Raw genomic sequence first — 22,024 nt, 5'->3', positions numbered from 1 at the left:
AAACATGTATTTCGGGCATTCGTTGGCTTCACTATATTTCGAACAAATTCTCTAAGCATGAAAAAACTACTCGCTCTCCTACTATTTATTGGCAGTCTCAATCTACAAGCACAGGTAAACCAATCTGAGGTTAATGACTTCATTTCTGATTATGCCAAAAAGAACAACATAAGTGAGAGTGAAGTAAAAGACATCTTAGATGCTGCTGAATTTCAGCAAGACATCATTGATAAAATTAGCAAGCCTGCGGAAGGCACAATGACCTGGGAGCGTTACCGCAAAATATTTATAACCGAAGAGAGAGCTCAGGCCGGGGTTGAGTTTTGGAAGGAACACAAGGAAACAGTAGCTAAGGTTGCACAAGAAACTGGTGTGAATGAAGAAATCATTATGGGCATTATTGGGGTTGAGACTTACTTTGGACGAATTAAGGGAAACTACAAAGTACTGGATGCACTTTATACGCTTGGGTTTGGCTATCCTAAAAGAGGTAAATTCTTCCGGTCAGAACTCGCGAAATACCTAGAACTCACTTCTAAGGAAAAACTAGACCCAAAAGAGATCAAAGGTTCTTATGCTGGAGCCATGGGTTACTCTCAGTTTATGCCGAGCAGCTACTTAGCCTACGCCAAAAGCTTCGATGAAGGCGGAACTGCAGACCTCATCAATGACCCTACTGATGCTATTGCAAGTGTTGCCAATTACTTAAAAGTTCACCGTTGGAAGAAAGGCGAACCCGTTGCAGCCACAGCAACCTTCAGCAGAAAAGTAACCAACTTGAATAAGCAATCTCTGAAGCCTAAAAACAAGCTTTCTGATTATACAGCACTGGGTATTCAACCCGGCATTGAGGCATCTGGCAACACTCCTGCAACCCTGGTAATCCTGGATATGGAAGAAGGAAAAGAACACTGGTACGGTTTCGATAATTTTTATGTCATCACACGCTATAATCATAGCCCAATGTATGCCATGGCTGTTTTTCAGCTAGCTGAAAAAATGAAGGAGATGATGAACTGATAAGCTTTTTGATTAAATTAAGATTATGTCAACAGACGAAAGAAAATTGGAGATAATCAGAAAAGTAAGCTCTGATATAGACGAGCCTACACTTGATGCAATCGAATATTTATTATCAACCCCTTCCGATATCCCAGAACCTATACTGAGAATTATAGAACAAGCTATGGCAGAAGAACCTTTAGAAGAGTACACATCCGCTAAAAGTGTTATTAAGTAGAGAGAAACGCAATGAAAGTCAAATGGACATACACTGCGAAAAAATCTCTCAACCAAGTTTATGAATTTTTAATTGACGTTTGGGGAAACCATGTAGCCGACCATTTTTTACAGCTGGTAGATGCAAGAATCAGTTCTCTGGCCAAAAGGCCTGAGATTGGGAAAAAACACCTTAATCGTGACTTTAGATCTATATTAATCCACAAGCATATTCGGCTCTTTTACCATATTGGAAATTCAGAAATAGTTCTTCTTACCTTTTGGGACAATCGACAGGATCCTGTCAGATTTTCAGAAGCCCTTATAAAAAAGAAGCCCTAATTGACTTAGGGCTTCCGGATAGAAAACACTTTTATGCTAAATTTATCTCAAACCAAAAACTAATCAGGCATTTGTAAGTGTTTTGTCTTTTGTATCAAGTGATGAACTTGTTCTTCTGTAACGATCTGTTTTCCAACTTCATTTAATTCCTCTAATAATAATTCAGCCAATCGCTCTTCGCACCAAGCATCCTTTTGTTTTTGTTGGAATGATTTGAGGTAATCATTTAACATACTTCGGCAGGTGTCTTCCACATGAAAAACCACACCGCTAATGGTGACTTTGTCTTGGCTGCTCATCGCTTCGGGATAATATATTGGTTGGAAAAACATTCTAACTACACTTTATTCTTTAGACTCAACTTGCTCAGAATGGTTACTGACTTACAGTTGTTTAATATATAGATGATGCCTAAGGCCGAAATGTTGCATTGCCTAGCAACTTTAGCACTGGTTAAACTTGCTTAACACTTCTTCACCTAGTTCTTCTTAAAATAAATATCTGAAGTTACTGTCTCTAGCGACACATACTTCCCACCCTTGCCTAAGTTGCCTTTTACTTCATGTGAGCTGATTAAAGGCAAGCCTCTATCTTCCTTCATCTGAAAGTTGTGATTAGTATAAATACCGCCATTTACGGTTTTTATTTCCACCTCTGCACCCTGACTCTCGGGCCATTCTAGCTCTATATCACCAGTGACAGTTTTGGCATATAGCTCTTTGTAAGTGCCTGCAATGAATAAATCACCAATTACAGATTCTACATCTAATTCAGCATCGGCAGGAAGCTTCACTTCCACTACAACATCCAAGCAAATTCTATTTTGCTTCCCATTTCTGCCCCAACTCATGGCTTTTTCATCATCGCAACTGTAGTAACCACCGTCTTCTAACTTTTTGTCGTCCAACTCTACTTTTAGACGAATGCGATTTGAACCCTCATCGAGAGAGACTTGCAGCAGATCATTCAAATCACCATCGTTGATGGAGTATTTTACCACTACCCCCACTTGCTTTTCAGCCCAATTACTGATGGTAATCTTATCTACCAATTCAGCATCAATATCTACACGCTGATTGTTAAAGCTCACTTTCTTCTCAAATAACTCGCTTTGAGCCTGCACAAAAGAACAAGCCATCACGAATAACGCAGTTAGAATAGTCTTCATATCAGTTCTTTCTAAGGAAAACATTACCATATTCCGACTGCACCTTTACTGAGTTCACCCCACTGCCATTATCTATTTCAGCTACCAAGCTTTTACCCAGCATATCATCTCCAGCTACAGACACCTTAGAAGAAAGGTTGGAGAATATCTGACCCCAACTGGTTGAAGCATACAAATTCTTCAATGCCGATTCTTTAATCATGATATCAGCTCCGCCATATTTTGCATAAACATTCAGTTGCTTGGGAGCAGACAACACCTCTACCATTCCGTATTTAGCATCAATTTCTACGAGGGCATTTTCAGGAAGAAACACCTCTAATAAAACCTCAATCTCAGTTCCATTGTAATAGGTTTTAGAACCCTTTCCTATCTTATAGGTAGATCCATCCCTGCTAACTATAATCGACTCATTTTCATCAGAATCACTTTGAACTGAAACATAGTTTTGTTTATAGCTATCAAGATTTTTCAGTTCTGATGAAATTGTCAGCTGACCTGAATTCCTTGTAGGAGACAGCACAAAATCTTCTGACCCATCTTGCCCATTGATTAACACTTTGGCTACTATTTGCACTTCTTGCTTATCCCAAGTACTCACCTTTACCAATTCAGGATATTCGAATTTTAGCGAGAGCTTTTCCGTATTGGCTAATGGATAATTCTTTTCGACTTGCTGTGCTAAAGAAAGGCTAGCGCACAGAAAAAGAAGTAAAAGTGTGGTGATGTTTTTCATGATATTTGAGTTAAGATGAAAAATCCCCAGCGCTGACCTAACACTGGGGATTCTAGATTTATTTCTTTCTGAGATAGACGTTGTCGTAAGAGGCTTTAATCTCTAAATCAACACCGCCCCCATTGAGAGTTCCTTGAATAGTAGAGCTAATCTTCTTCATATCTCCATTTTTGGAGAACTCTATATCCATATCCGAATAGGCCTCACCGTAAGGGGTTTTTACCACAATGTTAGCCTTTGTATTAGCCGGTAGGGTTACATCCACATCGTCATAAACCGAAACGAGTGAAGTTGGACCAACTTGGCTGAGAGAAGAAAATTTAGCCACAATGGTACCATAAACCGTATTAACCAATGCAGGGCCAGTTACCTCTTCCATGTATACATCGTTATATCTACCTGAAATCTCTAGCTCAGATGAAACACCGTATACCTCAATCTTTTCGCCTTCATATTGCCCTGTATGCTCAATCTGTACCTTCATTCCCTTAGGCACTTTAATTTTGAACATACCATCTTCTCTGCGAGCTGCCTGAAATATGGTCACACTACTACCTTCAGAAGTTACATTCAAACCAATACCTGTATTATCTTCTCCTCGAGCACTTAGAGGCTTTAGGCCCTCAGCTCTTTCTGGTCGCCCACCTTTGTTACTAGTTTCTATCTGAATCTCGTTACCATCGTAAGCCTCTACCCTTACATTATTGACCTCTTTTACATGGAGTGTCTTACCCGATGGGTTTGAAACCGCCAACTTATAATCTTGAGCTTGAGCGCTCATTAAACTGATGGCTACTAAAGTCATTACCATCATTACTTTGTTCAATCTATTCATTTTCATTGTTTTACTTTTTTGCCCCGAGTTTCGGGATGAGTTTTAAACTTTTGGACCGTCCTTATTTTTTAATTATTAATTACATTTCTTTTAGTTTGAAGATGCCTAGATAGGCTTCATCCTTAACTTCTTTGAGCACACCCTCCTCTTCAGTTAGTTTTTCTAGCGATTGAATAGCCGAGCTTTCGTCCAACCCAATCAGCGCATCGATGATTGCTATTTGAACTGCTGGTTCAGATTCCTCAAGCAAGGCTCCACTGAGCAGCTCAAGTACTTCTTGTTTACTACCCGTCTTAACCAGTGCCTCTACCGCTTTGGTACGCACATGCATGTTCGGATCGTTTTTCATTACAGCTTCCAGTGTCAGAATCATTTCTTTATTAGACTTCTTTACTCCAGAAACATTACTCACAGCTTGCAGCCTTCCACTAGCAGAACTACTCTGCAACTGACTTTTTAGTGTTGCCAACTCCTGCTGCATTAGCTTAACTTCTTCATTGGTAGAAAACCGACCTCCTACCCAAAACCCCACCATTATTAATGCTACGGCAGCCGCTACACGGTATGTCCAAGTGAGTACAGTAGAACGCTTAGGCTCCATCACTACCACCCTAGATTGTTCTTCTCGAGCATCAAGCTTTGCAAAGAGGTCGTCATCAGAAAAGTTATTAGAACTAACTTTCTTCAGCGTTTCACTCATAAGAAACTGATCTTGATAAGACTTCAATTCAGCGGGAATATCTTCTCCTTGAAAGAAAACTTGGAGTTGCTTTTCCTCTTCCAGAGAAGTCTCCCCGTTGAAATACTTTTCGATCAGAATTTCTATGTCTTTATTGCTGTTCATAATCTGCTACTTTTAAATAGGCCTCTCTAGCTGCTTTTCTTGCCCTAGAAAGCCCAACTCTAATATTATTGACCTGAAGGCCGGTCTGCTCTGCTATTTCCTCGTAACTATAGCCTTCTAAATCTCTCAGTGTAATTAGCAGTCTTTGCTGTTCAGGCAATTCCTGAAAAGACCTAATCATCACCTGCATACTCTCACTCAGCTCAAGTCTCTTGTATGGACTTTCAAAACCCGAATCGACTTCAAGCTCTTGTACATCGAGATGATATTTGTGCTTTTTACTTTTGAGTTTATCGAAACACCTGTTCTTGGTGACTGTCACCGCAAAAGCTTCTACACTTCTGTATTCTTTAAGCTGCCCTCGTTTATCCCAGAGCCTTACCATTACATCTTGAAGCGCATCTTCAGCTTCTTCGGCAGACTTTAGCAAATGCACTGCTATTCTGAAAAGTCTATCCTTTAGTGGTAAAACCTTAGTTTTAAATTCTTGCAACTCCATTCAGTTCTATAGACGAGATGATACAACAGTCATTACAGGCGATGAAAAATTATTTCGAAAACACATCGCAACACAAACACATCTACCTGATTATCAAAAGATAAGGTTTATAAAATATTTGAGATTATTTTCGCTTTAGGAATAGCTATGTTTTTCATCCTCTCTAAAATACTCGCTTTTTTCGTTCGACCTTTAACTTGGATTATTGGTCTATTTCTGGTCTCTGTTCTATGGAAGAATAAGAAATGGAGGAAGCGTTGCTTTTGGCTAGCCCTCGGCCTTCTCACACTTTTTTCTAATCAATACATTGCGAATAGGGTAATGCTTTGGTGGGAATATGAGCCAGTCCCGTTCTCGGAAATCGGAAATTACGATGTTGCGATTGTTTTTTCTGGAGTAACTAAAGGCAGTAAAACCCCAAGAGATAGGGTGTATTTTAATAATGGAGCCGATAGAATTACCCACACACTCCAGCTCTACAAAGAAGGAAAAGTAAAACACATTTTAGTAAGTGGTGGACTGGGTTTTGAACAAGTAGAAAACAGCAGAGCAGCAGACAGACTGAAGTCGTTCTTAATGCTGGCAGGAGTTCCAGACACAGTAATAACAGTAGAGCCAGATGCAGTCAACACTCATGAAAATGCAGTAAAGACAGCAGAGATATTAAGGAGAGACTTTGCAGGTCAGAAATATCTACTAGTTACTTCAGCCTTCCACATGAAGCGATCTAGGTTATGCCTTGAGAAAGAAGGCATAACCTTTGACACTTTTCCTGCTGGCTATTTGACAGATAGACCAACTCTCAATTTTGATGATGTAATAATACCAAGAGCCAACGCCATAGATAAATGGGAAATACTTTTTAAAGAATGGGTTGGCTTGGCTACGTATAAACTTATGGGCTACATTTAGTCAATTACGATCGTCTTTTTATTGACAAATTCTCGAATTCCTAAATGTGACAACTCTCTGCCGTAGCCAGATTTTTTAATACCACCGAAAGGTAATCTCGGGTCAGACGCCACCATTGAGTTGATAAACATAGCGCCTGTTTCTACTTTTCTAGCGACCTCTAATGCTTGGTCCTTATCTTCAGACCAAACCGAACCTCCGAGACCAAAGCGAGAATCGTTCGCGACCTTAATAGCCTCTTCCATATCCTTAACTTTGATAACAGAAGCTACAGGACCAAACATCTCTTCTTCATAAGCAGGCTGACCTGGCTGAACATTGGCTAAAATAGTCGGCTGAAAGAATGCTCCTTCACCCTCTACCCTTTGACCACCCAATACAACTTCAGCTCCATTTTCTACAGATTCTTCTACTTGCTTCAGCAAATCATCGGCAAACTTTTTAGAAGCCATAGGACCGCAATTGGTAGTTTTTAGGCTTGGATCTGCTGGTTGATAGGTTTTCATATACGCCACAAATTTGGCCAAGAATTCTTCATAAATTCTTTCAACCACAATAAAGCGCTTTGCGGCTATACAGCTCTGACCACAATTAATCATTCGTGCTTTTGCAGCCGTGCGAGCCGTCTTTTCTAAGTCCGCCTCTGACAACACAATGAATGGATCGCTCCCACCTAATTCTAATACTGAGATTTTGATATTGCGGCCAGCAGATTCGGCAACTTTTGAACCAGCGATTTCACTCCCTGTGAGGGTTATCGCCTTAATTCTATCATCATCTATTAGTGCTTCTACCTTATCAGAGCCTATCAATAAACTTTGAAAGACCCCTACAGGAAAACCAGATTCGATAAACGCCTTTTCAATAGCTTGTGAGCATTGAGGTACATTAGATGCATGCTTCAAAACACCTGTATTTCCAGCCATTAGAGTAGGTGCTGCAAATCTAAAAACTTGCCATAGAGGAAAATTCCAAGGCATAACAGCCAGAATACATCCTAACGGTTCATAGCTAATAAAAGCCTTACTAGCATCGCTTTCCAAAAGTTCGTCCTTTAGAAATTTTTCAGCATTATCTGCATAATACTCGCATACCCATTCACACTTTTCTACTTCAGAAACTCCCTCTGAGGCTATCTTCCCCATTTCCAAAGTCATAAGACTTGCTAGGTGTTCTTTATTGTCTTTAAGGTATTTAGCTAATGATTTAAAAAGCTTAGACCGATAGGAAAATGACTCTTTAGACCATGTATGAAAAGCGCCATCAGCTCTTTCTACTGCCGATTGCACATAGTTTTCGGAATGTTCATCGAATTCTGCTTCGACTTTATTATTAAACGGATTAGTTGATTTAAATGCCATAACTATAAAAGTACCGAGCGGACTTATTTGTTACGACTAAGAAGAGAAATTTAAAACACTATTACATCTACGCCTTCTAGAACCTTCACTAGATCTACCACCTCTTTCATTCTTAGGAAATAGAAAATATTCTTCCCCTCTCTCTTACTACCGAGGATGCCTTTCATTTTCATATTGGCCAAGTGGTGGGAAGTTAAGGACTGCTCCAAGCCTAAATAGGCCGTAATGTCATTTACAGACATTTTCTCATGCTCGTTCAGCAAATCTATAATGCCGACACGCATGGGATGAGCAATTGTTTTTAAAACAAAAGCAATTTTCTCAACTCTATCATGATCAAGTTGCTCTTCCATTAGGATAGGTTTGTTTATCAAATATATGAACATACGTTCATATTAAAAAACACTAGCCAGATTATTTAGCACACTCTTTCAAACCTAGCTACAACGTAAAACGAAAAGAGGCCAGCAAAAATCTTTGCCAGCCCCTATTATTTTAAACCAGACTATTCTTATCTGAAGATTATTTCAATCTCAACTCTTCTATTGGCAGCTCTCCCCTCTCTTGTGCTGTTATCAGCAACTGGATTAGCAATTCCATATCCGTCCGAAGATATTCTAGAAGCATCAATTCCTTGATCTACAATATACTTCTTCACTGAATTGGCTCTTCTCTTAGAAAGCTCCAAGTTGGAAGCCGCATTACCAGTATTATCTGTGTAACCACTCAATTTAATATTGAAGTTATTCTCTTTCATTAATTGAACTACCTGATTCAATGACTCAAAAGAGCTAGGCCTCAATACATCACTACCAGAGTTGAACTGGATATTCTTAACCGCCAGATCCAAAACCTGCTGAACCTCTTCTTGCACTTCTGGGCAACCACCATTGGATGCCAAACCATACGTTTCAGGACACTGGTCTTCGCTGTCTTTAACACCGTCTTTGTCTTTATCTGGACAACCATTAAGGGTTCCAGCAACTGAAGGACACTCATCTTCACTATCTTTTACACCATCGCCATCTCTGTCTGGACAACCATTCAAAGTACCTGCAACTGTAGGACACTCATCTTCTGAATCTTGAATACCGTCACCGTCAGTATCAGGACAACCATTAAATTTGGCTATACCAGCCACACTAGGACAAGCATCTTCGCTATCTTTAATTCCATCACCATCGGCATCAGGACATCCATTTAAGGTTCCTGCTTCGGTAGGACATTGATCGTCTTTATCTAAAACACCATCACCATCAGTATCTGGCCACGGACAACCCTTATTTTCAACTGGGCCCGCAACGTTAGGACAAGCATCTTCTTTATTTAAAACACCATCTCCATCAGAATCTCTTTTACCTCCAAGAGAGAAAGAAACACCTACAGTATACTGCATGTAATTAGGCGCTTGCTCAATGCTCTTTTTGTAAGATGCCATAGCTTCAATACTAGCACCTTCGGTTACTTTGAATTCTAGACCAGCACCAAGTGGCATATGACTTCTTAATCCATCCTCAAACTGAGTGTAGAATCCGCGAATATTGCTGAATGAAGTAACGCCATAGCCAGCAAACACAAAAGGAGCAACCTTAGATTCTTCCTTCAGCAAATACCCATTGGCCAATTTGTAGACCAACCTTAAGTCTACATCGAAAACGTTAGCTTCAAAAATATCTTCATGGCTCAACTTGCCATAGGAAGTTCCAAACTCCACATCCAAACTGCTATTAAGGTATCTATCTACACCTACTCTAAAACCAGAGTTATCTAAATCTCCGAAGTCGAATAAACTCTCGTAGTAACGGTAGCTGAACTTATTGTTAGAGTAGTTAATATCGATCCACCACGGATCGTCTGAGGTTTGTGCATTCATTGATGAAGCGACCACAACCATCGCAAAAAGTAGTACTAGTTTTTTCATGTCTTGTTGTTGATTAATGTGTGCGAAATAGTCAAATAATTGGCCAAGCTTTCCCTTAACCACTTAAAAGCAATATAATTAAATAAAATCTAAGTTTTACAATATAAAATTTAAGAAACGATGAAAATTTAAATAGGAATAAGTCTTGAGAACGGAAAAGATTCCCAATCTTGGACACATGAAGATTGGATTGATTTCCGACACCCACGGCAACCTCGATGAAAGAGTTTTCCACCACTTTAAAAACTGTGATGAAATATGGCATGCGGGAGACATTGGCGAAAATGACGTACTCAAAAGACTTCAGTCTTTTAAACCCACCCAAGCTGTATTCGGCAACATCGATAGCCATCAAATGCAAAAAGAGTTACCAGAATTTCTGGTAATGGAAAATGAATCTGTAAAAACCCTAATGATTCATATTGGTGGCAAACCCAAAAAGTATGCAAAAGGAGTTAAGGACCTGATTAAAAAACACCAACCCAAACTATTCATTTGCGGCCACAGCCACATATTAAAAGTTATGATGGATCAAGAACTAGGCACCCTATACATGAATCCTGGCGCAGCAGGAAAACATGGCTTTCACCAAATGAGAACACTCCTTCGTTTCGACTTAGAAGCAGGTTCTATAAAAAATCTAGAGGTAATTGAACTTGGCAAAAGAGCTCAAGCATAAAAAAAGTCCTGATGTAAATCAGGACTCTCTATCAATATCTTAGACTGATTACTCAGCAGAATCTTCTTTTTTCTCCTCTTTCTTAGCAGCAGCTTTCTTTTCAGCTTTTGGCTCTTCTGCTTTCTCAGCTTTTGGAGCAGCCTTTTTAGCCTCAGCCTTAGGAGCTTCCTCTTTCTTTGCTTTAGCAGCTCTTTTAGGCTCCTCAGTTTTGAAAGAAGCTTTTAACTCTTCTTTATCTACGTTTTTCAAAACTGGCTTAGCCGTCAATTGCTTAATTGAATTTTGTCTTTCAGCAGCTCTCTGCTTATTTCTTCTGCCTTTTCTCTTTAATCTTGTAACTCCCATGATTAAGACCTTATTTCTGAATGAGGGCACAAAGATACTGGTTTAATATTGATTTGCGAATATTTCTACAAATAAAACTTTCGAATTTTCCTTTTTGAAGCACAAATTCTTTCGAATGAAAGGATTGGTTTTACTAGTTTTGGCAAAAATTGAGAGATATGGCTCAAAAACCTTCATTACCAAAAGGCACTAGAGACTTCGGTCCAGAACAGATGTTCAAGCGCAATTACATTATTGATACTATCAAGGATGTATTTAGAAAGTATGGCTTTATGCCTCTTGAAACGCCAGCTATGGAAAACCTTTCTGTACTGACAGGCAAGTATGGCGATGAAGGAGATCAGTTATTGTTTAGAGTATTGAACTCAGGAGATTTCTTGAGCAAAGTAAATGATGACGATTATGCCGAAGGATATAAATCGCTAAGTCCTAAAATCACGGAAAAAGGTCTTAAATACGATTTAACCGTTCCGTTTGCTCGATACGTAGTAATGAATCAAACGGAAGTAACTTTTCCATTTAAACGATACCAGATTCAACCAGTATGGAGGGCCGATCGTCCTCAGAAAGGAAGGTATAGAGAGTTTTACCAATGCGATGCAGACATAGTAGGCACTAATTCACTGGTATGTGAAGCAGAACTATTAGCGATGGTTCAAGAGGTGTATAAAAAACTCACATTCGATGCTTACCAAATTGCCATTAGCAACAGAAAAGTGCTCGAGGGTATTGCTGAAGTTTGCGGTGCAAAAGAGGAATTCAGCCGTTTCTGTGTGATACTAGACAAGCTGGATAAGATCGGAAAAGAAAAGGTCTTTTCAGAACTAGAAAGCATTGGAGTTAATGAAGCTGGCCTAAAAACGCTAGACTCTATATTATCTTTAACTGGTCATAACATAAGCAAATTAGATGTGCTTGCAGAGATATTCGGCACATCAGAAATTGGTCAGAATGGTATTTCTGAGGTTAAAGAGACACTTGACAACCTTAGCCTTCTGGGCTTTTTAACAGACAAAGTATCGGTAGACTTTACATTAGCAAGAGGTCTCTCCTATTACACCGGAATGATCTATGAAGTAAAGCCAACTACGGTAAAAATGGGCACTATAACTGCCGGAGGGCGCTACGACAACCTTACTGGAGTATTTGGACTGCAGGGTATTTCTGGAGTTGGCGTTTCTTTCGGAATTGATCGTATTTACGACACTCTAGAAGAGCTGAACCTCTTCCCTATTTCCGAAGCCAAATACTCCAAAGTATTGCTTGTTCCATTCGATGAAGAAGCTCAAAGACACTCCCTTCAGTTACTTTGTCAGCTCAGAAATGCGGGCATTGCCTCTGAAGTATATCCAGAACCTGCTAAAATGAAAAAACAGTTAGGCTATGCAGATAAAAAAGGCATACCATTCGTTTTATTAATAGGCTCTGAAGAAATAAAACAACAACGTTATACCTTGAAGTATATGGAAACTGGTAATCAAGATATGTTCACAATAGAAGATGTTATTACCAACTTGCAAGAAGAACTATAGGCTTTGGTTAATATATAACTTTCAGACTAGCCTAGCGTTTATCGAGTATTGCTATGCCCAAAAAACAACTCATTTCTAGGTTAACAAGCATCCTAATCGCAACTTTTTTTTTGACGCTTTGCCATCATAATCTAAAGTCTCAGAATAGAAGTACGGATGGCGATTTTGAAACAGATTTTATCATTGGGTGCGGTCCATTTCCCATTAGCATTCAAAACAAGTTTAGTGGAACAATTGGTTCTGCGCAGTATATTTTTGATAACACCATTGATCCCAGCACATGCCCTAACTACAAAACAGACCCGAGCTGCTTCAATGGCACCCTTACAGCTAATAACAGTTTTACCTATAACACCCCTGGTACATACTACGCCATACAGATTTTAGGAACAGCAACGGTACCTAGAGTAGATTATATTAGAATAGATGTCTTGGACTATTCTAACCCACCTGCCGTAACAGTCAATAATTGCCAAGGCAATAGCTTTGAGTTGATCTTTGATAAAAACAGTGACCCATACGATTTTTACAGCATCAATTTTCAGGATGGCCCAGGAAACACCATTGACATCCAAAACTGGAATGGAGACACTCCTTACTCCTACACTTTCTCAAACCCTGGGAGCTACAATCTTAGCATTAGAGGACATTTTAATAACGGCACTTCCTCTAGCTGCGTATCACCTCCTTACGTTGTTTCAGCATTTCAGACTCTTCCTACTCCAGAAATCACCTCACTGGAAGTTCTAGATGGCTCAAAAATCAACCTCACCTACAATCGATTAGCCAAAGGATTAAAATACGAACTACTAGCCAACGATGGAACTGGGCTAAGGTCAGTCGCTCAGATTAATCCTAATACTTACAATGAGGAATTCACCTTCGAAGATCCTGGCTTCAATTTTTCTCAATCTCCTTACGCTTTTCAACTCTTAGTCACCGATGACTGTGGATCATCAAACCAAACCTCTAAAACAGCCTATTCCATTGCCTCTCGATTAACGAATGAAAACATCTCAGATCAATTTACATATGATATTCAATGGTCTACCTTCCAAGAAAACTTCACCGAAATCAACCTAATTTCAGGTACTTCATTATTAAACTCGTACAATACTCATCAAAGTAGTACTACCATTAGTTTAGACAACTGCAACTCAATAGTTGAAGTAAAATTCCAAAGAACTGATGACGGGATTGTCTCAACAGGCATCTTAATGAAGCCATTTGAGTCGACCTCAATACTCCTTCCCTCCCCTCCTCCCAATGTAGCATCTATTAGAGGTTCCCTCGTAGAACTAACTCTCCCACCCACCCACTTCCCCTTAGGAGAGTATATTGTTTATAGGAAAGATACTGGCCCAGATTTTCAAGAAGTATTTAGAACCGCATCTGCGAATTACACAGACACCACCATCCCTAGCGGAACAAGTGAAGTTTGCTACAGAATAGCTTATATGGACGAATGTGGGAATCAATCTGAGGTTTCTACAGAAAGTTGCTTAGTACTGTCTACCTCTTTGGGAGTGCCGAACGCCTTTAGCCCAAATGGAGATCAGATTAACGATGAATTCAAGATAAGCGAAGGTATTTATGCAAACTTTAAAATGGCAATCTTCAACAGGTGGGGAACCCTGATTTACTACAGCACCGATCCTGCCAAAGGATGGAATGGAGACTATGAGGGCCAACCCGCAAGAAGTGGAACTTATCTTTATCAGATTTCATTTCAGAATGCAGACAATCTGCTGATTACAAAATCGGGTAGTTTTGTTTTAATTCGATAGTTTTGGAGAAAATTGAGCAGCTATGTTTGATATGATGAAAATGATGGGCAAGGTGAAGGAGATGCAAGCCAAGATGAAGGAAGCCCAAGAGAAGCTAGAGTTTATAGAAGAAACTGGTGAAGCCGGAGCTGGTATGGTGAAAGCTGTAGTTAATGGGAAGAAAAGCGTTATCTCAATTGATATCGATGAAAGCCTTCTGAGCAAAGACGATAAAGAGATGCTACAAGACCTGACCGTTGCCGCCATCAACAATGCTATGGAAAAGGCAGACGCTCGCGCAAAAGAAGAAATAAAGAAAAGCACCGATGGGCTTATGCCCAATATCCCTGGCATGGACTTGGGCAACTTATTTTAATGGAGAAACTATCCATTGTTCTCCTCAACTTTAATGGGAGAAATCACCTAGAAACTTTTTTACCTTCTGTGGTTGAATATAGTCAACCTCACAGCATCTATGTGGTTGACAATGGCTCTTCAGATAATTCTGTACAGTTTGTTAAGGAGCACTTCCCAACAGTAAAACTCATCTGTTTTGATCAGAATTATGGGTTTTGTGAAGGTTACAATAAGGCCCTCCCTTTAATTGAATCAGAATACACCGTTTTATTAAATACGGATGTAGAAGTTAGCTCTAACTGGACAGCCCCTCTATTAAAACTAGCTGAAACTGACAAAGAAATTAAAGCCATTCAGCCAAAAATTCTAGACTACAAAAACAAAACACGTTTTGAATATGCAGGAGCCGCAGGCGGCTTCTTAGACCTAATGGGGTACCCCTTTTGCCGGGGCAGAATATTCGAAACCCTAGAAGAAGACCAGAACCAATATCCAGATTCTAGAAGTATTTTCTGGGCTTCTGGCAGCTGTTTATTTATCCATAGAAACACCTATCTAGAACTAGGGGGTCTTGATTCAGACTTTTTCGCCCACATGGAAGAAATAGACCTTTGTTGGCGAATTTGGAACTCAGGAGGCAGAGTAGTTTACTGTCCAGACAGCACTATTTTCCACCTAGGCGGTGGTACACTTAACAAGTCGAAGCCGAAAAAAACTTACCTTAATTTCAGAAACGGATTAAGCTTGATAATAAAGAACGAAAGTGCTTTAGCCCTGCTTTGGAAGTTGCCATTAAGAATACTTCTAGATTGGTCTGCATTACTCAAATTTTCCTTGCAAAGTGGTCCTCAACATGGAATAGCCATTCTTCATGCACATTTAAGCACGCTAGTGAATTTACCGAAGACTTGGAAAAAAAGAATAAAAGCCCCTTCACCCGGAAAAAACATTCCGTATTACAAAGGGTTCATAGCTTGGCAGTACTTTGTAAAAGGTAAGAAAACCTTTGATCAACTCTAATCAGATCAATTATACCAAACCGGGTTCTGTCTCCTTCTTAGGTGTTTGCGAATATTAATTACATAAGCTAGACCTAAATAAACAATTAGAGGCGAACCGAAGGTTAAAAACGAGGCGTAAATGAAGAAAAGTCTGATGCTAGAAGTTGAAAGATTTAGCTTCTCACCAAGTTTAGTGCAAACGCCAAAGGCTTGATTCTCAAAAAACTGCTGAATTCTTTCCATTTCGCTAAAAGATGTCCGAATTTAGAAACAATTTCTCATAGGTGAAATCGGAAAGTACTAAAAAATTATTAAACTTGCAGCCTGCTAAATCAGGCTTAAACAGACGAAAACAATCAAAATTCTTATGAAAACCCAAACTGCTAAAAAGTTTTTTCTATTTGCTCTAGTGGCCGTTTTTACCCTTTCGGGTTGTGCCTTGAGCAAGATGAAGAAAATGGCTAAAGACCAACAGTTGACAGTTACTCCAAGTCCTCTTGAAGTACACGCAGATACTGTAAAATTTGAGATGTCTGCCAAACTTCCGGTGAAAATGCTCAAGCCGAAAAAAGTATATCAAATCAACACTTTCTATACTTACGGAACGCAAGAGCGTCAGTTAAAAACTGTTCAATTCAGAGAAGTAGACTACCCTAATTCTGCTACTGAGCAACCATCTATCACTGAAACTTACATGTTCCCTTATGTTGATGGAATGAACAGAGGTAGCCTTCAAGTTCAAGGTAAAGCTTTGAACCCAAAGAATGGCAACTTCCTAGAAACTGAAAGATTAGGCATTGCCGATGGAGTAATTACTACTTCTAAACTTGTACAGCCTTCTTACTATGCTTCTTACGCTCCTCACGGTTACAACGACCAAGAAGAATTGATCCCAACTAATGTTGAGTTCTTCTTCGACCAAGGAAGATCTGTTTTCAAAACTTCTGAGAAAAACAGTGATAGAGGTGAAAAATTCGCTGCATTCATTGCAGAGAAAAATGTTACAAGAACTGTTACTATCACAGGTACTCACTCTCCAGAAGGTAAAGAAACATTCAACTCTGAGCTTTCAAGAGAAAGAGCTGCTGCTATTGAAGCATGGTACAGAGAAAAGATGGATCAGTATGACTACCAAAACATGGCTAGCCAAATCAGATTCATCCAGAAGCCTATCGTTCAGGATTGGACTGGCCTAAAAAACATGCTTGCTAGCTATAATGGTATCACTTCTGCTCAAAAGTCTGAGTGGACTAACATCATCAACGGTACAGGTTCTTTCGAGCAGAAAGAAAAACAACTTCAGACGCTTAGCACTTACAACAAAGTTTTCACTGACATCTACCCTCAGTTGAGAACAGCTAAAACAGAAGTATTAACAGTTAAGCCTAAGAAAGCTAGAACTGAAATTGCTACTCTTGCTACTCAAATTGCTAACGGTTCTGCATCTGCTGATGCGCTTTCTTTAGAAGAAATGCTTTATGCCGCTGCTAACAACCCTTCATTGACTGAGAAGCAGAAGATTTACGAAGCTGCCGCTAAGAAAAACGATACTTACGTTGTACATAACAACTTAGGTGCTGTTCACTTGCAAATGGCTATGCAAACTTCAGGTAGAGAAATGACTAACCACGTTAAAACTGCGTTGAACCATTTCAATATCTCAAACCAGAAACAAGCCAATGTTTATGCTCAAGCTAACATGGGTATGGCTCTGGCAATGCAAGAAAACCTTTGGGGTGCACACGATGCTTTAACTAAAGCTGTTGCAATGAACCCAGGTAACGAAGTAAGCCAAGGCGTTAATGGTGCTAAAGGATATGTAGAAACTAGAGTTGGCCGTTACGATTTAGCTATTGCTTCTTTGAACAGAGCTACCAACAGATCTGTAGATCAATTCAACAAAGGTTTAGTTCAGTTACTAAGAAAAGACTTCAGAAATGCTCAGTCTACTCTAGAAAGCGTAATTAGTAGCGATAGAGGTTACGTTATGGCACACTATGCTGCTGCTGTAGCTGCTGCTCGTCAAGACAATGAAAACAAGGTAATTGAGCACCTAAGAAATGCTATCAATGCCGATTCTTCATTAAAGTCTAAAGCTGCAACCGATCTAGAATTCAGACAATACACTGGTTCTCAAGCCTTCATGGACTTGATTAACTAAGAAAACCATATTTTAATAGTGAAGCCTCTGGTACAAACCGGAGGCTTTTTTTATGCCAATTCAAAACAGAATCTATGTTGGGATTTGAACCCTGATTGATTATTTTTACGGCCGTTTAAAAAGAGTTCGATGAGAGAAATACAATTCAGAGAAGCCCTAAGAGAAGCCATGTCGGAAGAAATGAGAAGAGATGAGAAAATCTTCCTCATGGGTGAAGAAGTTGCAGAGTATAATGGTGCATATAAAGTGAGCCAGGGCATGCTCGATGAGTTCGGAGCTGAAAGAGTGATAGACACTCCTATTGCCGAATTAGGTTTTGCAGGAATTGGTGTTGGCGCAGCAATGAACGGCCTTCGTCCTATTATCGAATTCATGACGTTCAACTTCTCATTAGTAGCTATTGATCAGGTGATCAACTCAGCTGCTAAAATGATGTCGATGTCTGGAGGTCAGTTTCCAATGCCAATGGTATTTAGAGGCCCAACTGGTAACGCTGGAATGTTGAGCTCTCAGCACTCGCAAAACTTCGAGAACTGGTATGCTAATACTCCAGGTTTGAAAGTGGTTGTTCCATCAAATCCCTATGACGCAAAAGGACTTCTAAAGTCTTCCATTAGAGATAATGACCCTGTAATCTTCATGGAGTCTGAATTAATGTATGGAGATAAAGGCGAAGTTCCTGAAGGAGAATATTTACTACCAATTGGTCAGGCTCACATTGTAAAAGAAGGCTCTGACGTTACTCTAGTTTCTTTCGGTAAAATGATGAAAGTAGTTAATGAAGCTGCTGAAGAACTTTCCAAAAATGGTGTAAATGCTGAGGTTATTGACCTTAGATCAGTAAGACCACTAGACTACAAAACAATTGTAGAATCGGTGAAGAAAACCAATAGACTTGTTGTTGTTGAAGAAGCTTGGCCACTAGCTTCCATTTCAGCTGACATTGCCTTCAACATTCAGAAAGATGCATTCGACTACCTAGATGCTCCTGTGAAAAGAGTGAACAGCATGGACCTTCCTTTGCCTTACGCTCCTACCCTGATTGACGCCATTCTTCCTAATGTGAAGAGAACCCTTGAGGCCGTTGATTCAGTAATGTACAAGTAGTTTTATAAAGCATTAAATTGAAGCCTTGATGGAAACGTCAGGGCTTTTTTATTATGAGTCAATTAGTTCTTATTGCTGGAGTAAGCAGGTCAGGGAAATCATCTCTAGCTAAAAGATTGTGCGCTCAACTCAAGAATGCCAAGCATCTGGATCAGGATGAGTTTGTAAAACCAGAGTCAGAAATACCAACCATCAAAGATAGAGTTGACTGGGAAACTCCAGAATCTATAGACTGGACGGAGTGGAAAGAAGCAATAGGCCAGGCTAAGGAGAAGCACGAATACGTTATTGCCGAAGGGATATTCGCTTTGAGTGATGAGAGCCTAGTTAGAGAGGCCGACCTAACCATTTTACTTTCTATCGGTAAAGAAGAGTTTGTAAAGCGTAGAAAGGAAGAGACACGCTGGGGATATGAACCAGTATGGTTTATAGAACACGTTTGGCATTCACATCTTAAGAACCATAATCCGCACAGCATTAATGTAGATTTTGAACTTACTGAAATAAATAGTCCATTAACTACAATTTTAGGGAGACTCGGTAGAAATTAAATCTCATCGCTTGCAAATCCGAGACATAAGCTCTTTCTTTAACGAAAGACTTAGTTTTGAAAAAAGCACTTTCCGCCCTCACTCTGTTATTCTTACTCGTCATTTCATGCTCTGCACCTCAAAAGGAACCTGAGCAACTAGAAACAATTCCGGAAGTTGTTCAAGAGGTTGATCAGCCGAGAACTAGAGTGTATGCCGATATGCCCAACTATCAGTTCCAGTTTGGTTCGTTACAGCTTAATCAGCATATGAAAGATATAGACCTACGAGTCTTTAAGCACTATGGTGAATTCTACACAGATGACTTTACCATCTACAGACTCAACCGGATCGATTATTTAGCTGAATCTTACTTCATCGATGACATTAACCTTTACTTTATAGATAGCCTTTTGGTGAAAATTCAGGCCTATTTGAGAGAAGATAAATCGCATGAATTCCTAAACAAATACGGAGCAGCTAAAATCTACATTAACGACTACCACAACAAGAAGCTATTAGAAACTGAAAAGGTGTTAATAAAGGATGATGGCAAATACCGCATCAATGAAAACTTAGACTACTACACCCTTCGTTGGAAAAGAGGCGAAACCGACATTGAATATATAGTGAATAAAAAAGCAGATAGCACTAAGACCATTGCAGCCGATGACATCCGGTACTTCGATGATAAAAGGCACCGCTTCAAACTCACCTTTCAAAGCTATGACTATGACAATCAGTTAGCTTGGGTGAAGTGGGAATCTTACAAAGAAGCCAGAGGGTTAGTGGCTAAACCAGCTGAGGAGCAATAGGTGTCTTAAAGTATTCATTGATACTCACGTTTGTTAATATCAAAAGAAATTTATCTTGGAAGAGTATTTTGGATCAGTTTTACTTGAATACTTGGGTGCCTCGGTCAAATGGGTGTTATTTAGGTTTTTCCATTTGTTTAAAAAAAGTCCTCCTCCTTCATTCAAGGACATCTTAGATCGGAAATCCAGTGGTACTCCTGAGGGCTTTTTGATCGGACTTTCCAATATTCTCATTGGAGCAATAATGATCGTTTTGCTAACTTACACTATCATTCTCCTCGCATAGCAGCTCAGAACATCCATTCTTATCCTAATCGATATTTATAAGGCTTGAAATAAAAAAGTCCTCGTTGCGAACGAGGACTAGCTATTTCTTTAGGAGCTGTAAAATTATTAGAGGATTAGTTGGCCACTTTGGGTACCCTCACCCAAAGCAAGAACACGTTGGTGAAGATACTAACTTTAGCTTTCAGACTATCTTCTTCCCCCCATCTGAGCAAGGCTCTGCATGGCTCGTTTACCACCAACCTTGTTCATCATCTTCATCATTTTACGCATATCGCCAAACTGCTTCATAAGGTTGTTTACTTCTTGAATAGAAGTTCCAGAACCATCAGCAATACGCTTTCTACGGCTACCATTCATTAATTCAGGGTTCGCTCTCTCCTCTTTGGTCATAGAGCGTATAATAGCTTCGATTGGCTTAAATGAATCATCATCTATGTCCAAACCTTTCAAGGCTTTGCCCATACCAGGAATCATACCCATCAAGTCTTTCAGGTTACCCATTTTCTTGATCTGATCTAGCTGAGAAAGGAAATCGTCAAAGTCGAACTTATTCTGGCGAATCTTCTTATTCAGCTTCTTAGCTTCCTCTTCATCAAAGTTCTGCTGAGCCTTTTCAACCAATGACACAACATCACCCATTCCTAGGATTCTGTTGGCCATACGATCTGGGTGGAAGACATCGATAGCTTCCATTTTCTCGCCAGTCGAAATAAACTTGATTGGCTTATCTACAACGGTTCTGATAGAAAGAGCTGCACCACCTCGGGTATCACCATCGAGTTTAGTTAGCACCACTCCATCGAAATCGAGTCTTTCGTTGAAGGTCTTAGCAGTGTTCACTGCATCCTGACCAGTCATTGAGTCAACCACAAACAACGTCTCAGAAGGATTAAGGGCTTTCTTCAAACCTTCAATCTCTTGCATCATTTGCTCGTCTACCGCTAAACGACCAGCAGTATCGACAATTACAATTTTCTTACCAGTAGCCTTTGCATGTTTGATGGCGTTATTGGCAATTTCTTCTGCGTTCTTGTTTTCAGGTTCAGCATAAACCTCCACACCAATTTGCTCACCGAGCACTTTCAATTGGTCAATCGCAGCTGGGCGGTAAATATCACAGGCAGTCAGTAATACCTGACGGCCCTGAGACTTGAGCATTCTGGCTAACTTTCCAGAGAAAGTAGTTTTACCAGAACCTTGCAAACCAGAGATAAGCACAACGGCAGGGTCTCCCTGAAGGGTCATATCTACCTTTTGCCCACCCATCATCTGGGTAAGCTCTTCGTTTACAATCTTGATCAACAACTGACCAGGGCTAACTGAAATCAATACATCGCGACCAAGGGCCTCTTCTTTGATTTTATCGGTCACATCTTTGGCAACCTTATAGTTAACATCCGCATCGATTAAGGCTCTTCTGATTTCCTTAACTGTTGTTGCTACGTTGATTTCGGTGATTGACCCTTGTCCTTTAAGAGTCTTAAAAGCTCTATCTAACTTCCCGCTTAAATTTTCAAACATGCTTTTAACTTTTGGCTTGCAAAAATAGCCATTTTTCCCTGCATAAAAAGCCGTTGAAAAGACTTAGCTCCATAAATCGAATCATA

General features: G+C 39.8%; 24 protein-coding genes. 13 read left to right on the top strand and 11 right to left on the bottom strand.

What is annotated here, in order from left to right:
- The first annotated feature begins 57 nt into the window (after positions 1-57).
- From mltB to AWW68_RS20520, 3 genes are read left to right on the top strand one after another with little or no spacing between them, the layout of a single operon-like run.
- Positions 58-1,020 (top strand): lytic murein transglycosylase B, encoded by a 963-nt coding sequence (gene mltB / locus AWW68_RS18640; protein ID WP_068224894.1) that lies wholly within the window; start codon positions 58-60, stop codon positions 1,018-1,020.
- A gap of 25 nt (positions 1,021-1,045) precedes the next feature.
- Entirely contained in the window at positions 1,046-1,240 is a 195-nt protein-coding gene (locus AWW68_RS18635; RefSeq protein ID WP_068224892.1) for a hypothetical protein, read from the top strand.
- A gap of 11 nt (positions 1,241-1,251) precedes the next feature.
- Positions 1,252-1,560 carry a type II toxin-antitoxin system RelE/ParE family toxin gene (locus AWW68_RS20520; protein WP_068224890.1) on the top strand — a complete coding sequence of 103 codons (309 nt, stop codon included), beginning with the start codon at positions 1,252-1,254 and terminating at the stop codon, positions 1,558-1,560.
- Positions 1,561-1,619: 59 nt separating this feature from the next.
- On the opposite strand, the gene AWW68_RS18625 is transcribed toward AWW68_RS20520, so the two are convergent.
- The 6 genes from AWW68_RS18625 to AWW68_RS18600 form a co-directional block, all read right to left on the bottom strand.
- Positions 1,620-1,892: a hypothetical protein gene (locus AWW68_RS18625; protein WP_157717727.1), complete on the bottom strand. Its 273-nt coding sequence runs from the start codon at positions 1,890-1,892 to the stop codon at positions 1,620-1,622.
- 146 nt (positions 1,893-2,038) lie between these two features.
- Positions 2,039-2,728, bottom strand: a complete 690-nt coding sequence (locus tag AWW68_RS18620; RefSeq protein WP_068224887.1) for a DUF4097 family beta strand repeat-containing protein — start codon at positions 2,726-2,728, stop codon at positions 2,039-2,041.
- A gap of 1 nt (position 2,729) precedes the next feature.
- Positions 2,730-3,464, bottom strand: a complete 735-nt coding sequence (locus AWW68_RS18615; protein ID WP_068224885.1) for a hypothetical protein — start codon at positions 3,462-3,464, stop codon at positions 2,730-2,732.
- 58 nt (positions 3,465-3,522) lie between these two features.
- Entirely contained in the window at positions 3,523-4,299 is a 777-nt protein-coding gene (locus AWW68_RS18610; protein ID WP_157717726.1) for a DUF4097 family beta strand repeat-containing protein, read from the bottom strand.
- Positions 4,300-4,378: 79 nt separating this feature from the next.
- Positions 4,379-5,143 carry a HEAT repeat domain-containing protein gene (locus AWW68_RS18605; protein WP_068224879.1) on the bottom strand — a complete coding sequence of 255 codons (765 nt, stop codon included), beginning with the start codon at positions 5,141-5,143 and terminating at the stop codon, positions 4,379-4,381.
- A complete protein-coding gene (locus AWW68_RS18600) occupies positions 5,130-5,642 on the bottom strand; it encodes an RNA polymerase sigma factor (protein WP_068224877.1) in 513 nt (170 codons plus the stop codon). The genes AWW68_RS18605 and AWW68_RS18600 overlap by 14 nt, the downstream gene beginning before the upstream one ends.
- Before the next feature lie 147 nt (positions 5,643-5,789).
- Here AWW68_RS18600 and AWW68_RS18595 point away from each other — a divergent pair, with 147 nt between their 5' ends.
- Positions 5,790-6,554 (top strand): YdcF family protein, encoded by a 765-nt coding sequence (locus AWW68_RS18595; RefSeq protein WP_068224875.1) that lies wholly within the window; start codon positions 5,790-5,792, stop codon positions 6,552-6,554.
- On the opposite strand, the gene AWW68_RS18590 is transcribed toward AWW68_RS18595, so the two are convergent.
- From AWW68_RS18590 to AWW68_RS18580, 3 genes are all read right to left on the bottom strand, one after another.
- Complete coding sequence (locus AWW68_RS18590; protein ID WP_068224873.1) at positions 6,551-7,915, bottom strand: NAD-dependent succinate-semialdehyde dehydrogenase; 1,365 nt, start codon at positions 7,913-7,915, stop codon at positions 6,551-6,553. The two genes, AWW68_RS18595 and AWW68_RS18590, sit on opposite strands and share 4 nt — an antisense overlap.
- Positions 7,916-7,965: 50 nt before the next feature.
- Positions 7,966-8,268: an ArsR/SmtB family transcription factor gene (locus AWW68_RS18585; protein WP_068224871.1), complete on the bottom strand. Its 303-nt coding sequence runs from the start codon at positions 8,266-8,268 to the stop codon at positions 7,966-7,968.
- Positions 8,269-8,426: 158 nt separating this feature from the next.
- Positions 8,427-9,836, bottom strand: coding sequence for an OmpA family protein (locus AWW68_RS18580; RefSeq protein WP_157717725.1), 1,410 nt, complete (start codon positions 9,834-9,836; stop codon positions 8,427-8,429).
- 178 nt (positions 9,837-10,014) lie between these two features.
- Here AWW68_RS18580 and AWW68_RS18575 point away from each other — a divergent pair, with 178 nt between their 5' ends.
- Positions 10,015-10,515 (top strand): metallophosphoesterase family protein, encoded by a 501-nt coding sequence (locus AWW68_RS18575; RefSeq protein ID WP_068224867.1) that lies wholly within the window; start codon positions 10,015-10,017, stop codon positions 10,513-10,515.
- Between the two features lie 48 nt (positions 10,516-10,563).
- Here AWW68_RS18575 and AWW68_RS18570 read toward each other — a convergent pair whose 3' ends face one another.
- Complete coding sequence (locus AWW68_RS18570; RefSeq protein WP_068224865.1) at positions 10,564-10,860, bottom strand: hypothetical protein; 297 nt, start codon at positions 10,858-10,860, stop codon at positions 10,564-10,566.
- A gap of 158 nt (positions 10,861-11,018) precedes the next feature.
- Here AWW68_RS18570 and hisS point away from each other — a divergent pair, with 158 nt between their 5' ends.
- From hisS to AWW68_RS18525, 8 genes are all read left to right on the top strand, one after another.
- Positions 11,019-12,392: a histidine--tRNA ligase gene (gene hisS / locus AWW68_RS18565; RefSeq protein WP_068224863.1), complete on the top strand. Its 1,374-nt coding sequence runs from the start codon at positions 11,019-11,021 to the stop codon at positions 12,390-12,392.
- Between the two features lie 53 nt (positions 12,393-12,445).
- Positions 12,446-14,179, top strand: a complete 1,734-nt coding sequence (locus AWW68_RS18560) for a gliding motility-associated C-terminal domain-containing protein (protein ID WP_068224861.1) — start codon at positions 12,446-12,448, stop codon at positions 14,177-14,179.
- 22 nt (positions 14,180-14,201) lie between these two features.
- Positions 14,202-14,534 carry a YbaB/EbfC family nucleoid-associated protein gene (locus tag AWW68_RS18555; protein WP_068224859.1) on the top strand — a complete coding sequence of 111 codons (333 nt, stop codon included), beginning with the start codon at positions 14,202-14,204 and terminating at the stop codon, positions 14,532-14,534.
- On the top strand, positions 14,534-15,535 hold the full coding sequence (locus AWW68_RS18550; RefSeq protein WP_068224857.1) for a glycosyltransferase family 2 protein: 1,002 nt from the start codon (positions 14,534-14,536) through the stop codon (positions 15,533-15,535). The genes AWW68_RS18555 and AWW68_RS18550 overlap by 1 nt, the downstream gene beginning before the upstream one ends.
- Positions 15,536-15,883: 348 nt before the next feature.
- Positions 15,884-17,677: a tetratricopeptide repeat protein gene (locus tag AWW68_RS18540; RefSeq protein WP_068224854.1), complete on the top strand. Its 1,794-nt coding sequence runs from the start codon at positions 15,884-15,886 to the stop codon at positions 17,675-17,677.
- 129 nt (positions 17,678-17,806) lie between these two features.
- The gene (locus AWW68_RS18535) at positions 17,807-18,784 is read left to right on the top strand and encodes a pyruvate dehydrogenase complex E1 component subunit beta (RefSeq protein ID WP_068224852.1); all 978 of its coding nucleotides are present in this window, start codon (positions 17,807-17,809) and stop codon (positions 18,782-18,784) included.
- 53 nt (positions 18,785-18,837) lie between these two features.
- On the top strand, positions 18,838-19,335 hold the full coding sequence (locus tag AWW68_RS18530) for a nucleoside/nucleotide kinase family protein (RefSeq protein ID WP_068224850.1): 498 nt from the start codon (positions 18,838-18,840) through the stop codon (positions 19,333-19,335).
- A gap of 56 nt (positions 19,336-19,391) precedes the next feature.
- The gene (locus tag AWW68_RS18525; protein WP_068224848.1) at positions 19,392-20,129 is read left to right on the top strand and encodes a hypothetical protein; all 738 of its coding nucleotides are present in this window, start codon (positions 19,392-19,394) and stop codon (positions 20,127-20,129) included.
- A gap of 474 nt (positions 20,130-20,603) precedes the next feature.
- Here the strand turns inward: AWW68_RS18525 and ffh are convergent, their stop codons facing one another.
- Entirely contained in the window at positions 20,604-21,938 is a 1,335-nt protein-coding gene (ffh, locus tag AWW68_RS18520) for a signal recognition particle protein (protein ID WP_068224846.1), read from the bottom strand.
- Positions 21,939-22,024 lie beyond the last annotated feature (86 nt).

The sequence above is a fragment of the Roseivirga spongicola genome (assembly GCF_001592965.1).
Classification (GTDB): Bacteria; Bacteroidota; Bacteroidia; order Cytophagales; family Cyclobacteriaceae; genus Roseivirga; species Roseivirga spongicola.
This window is presented reverse-complemented; position numbering and strand designations above follow the sequence as displayed.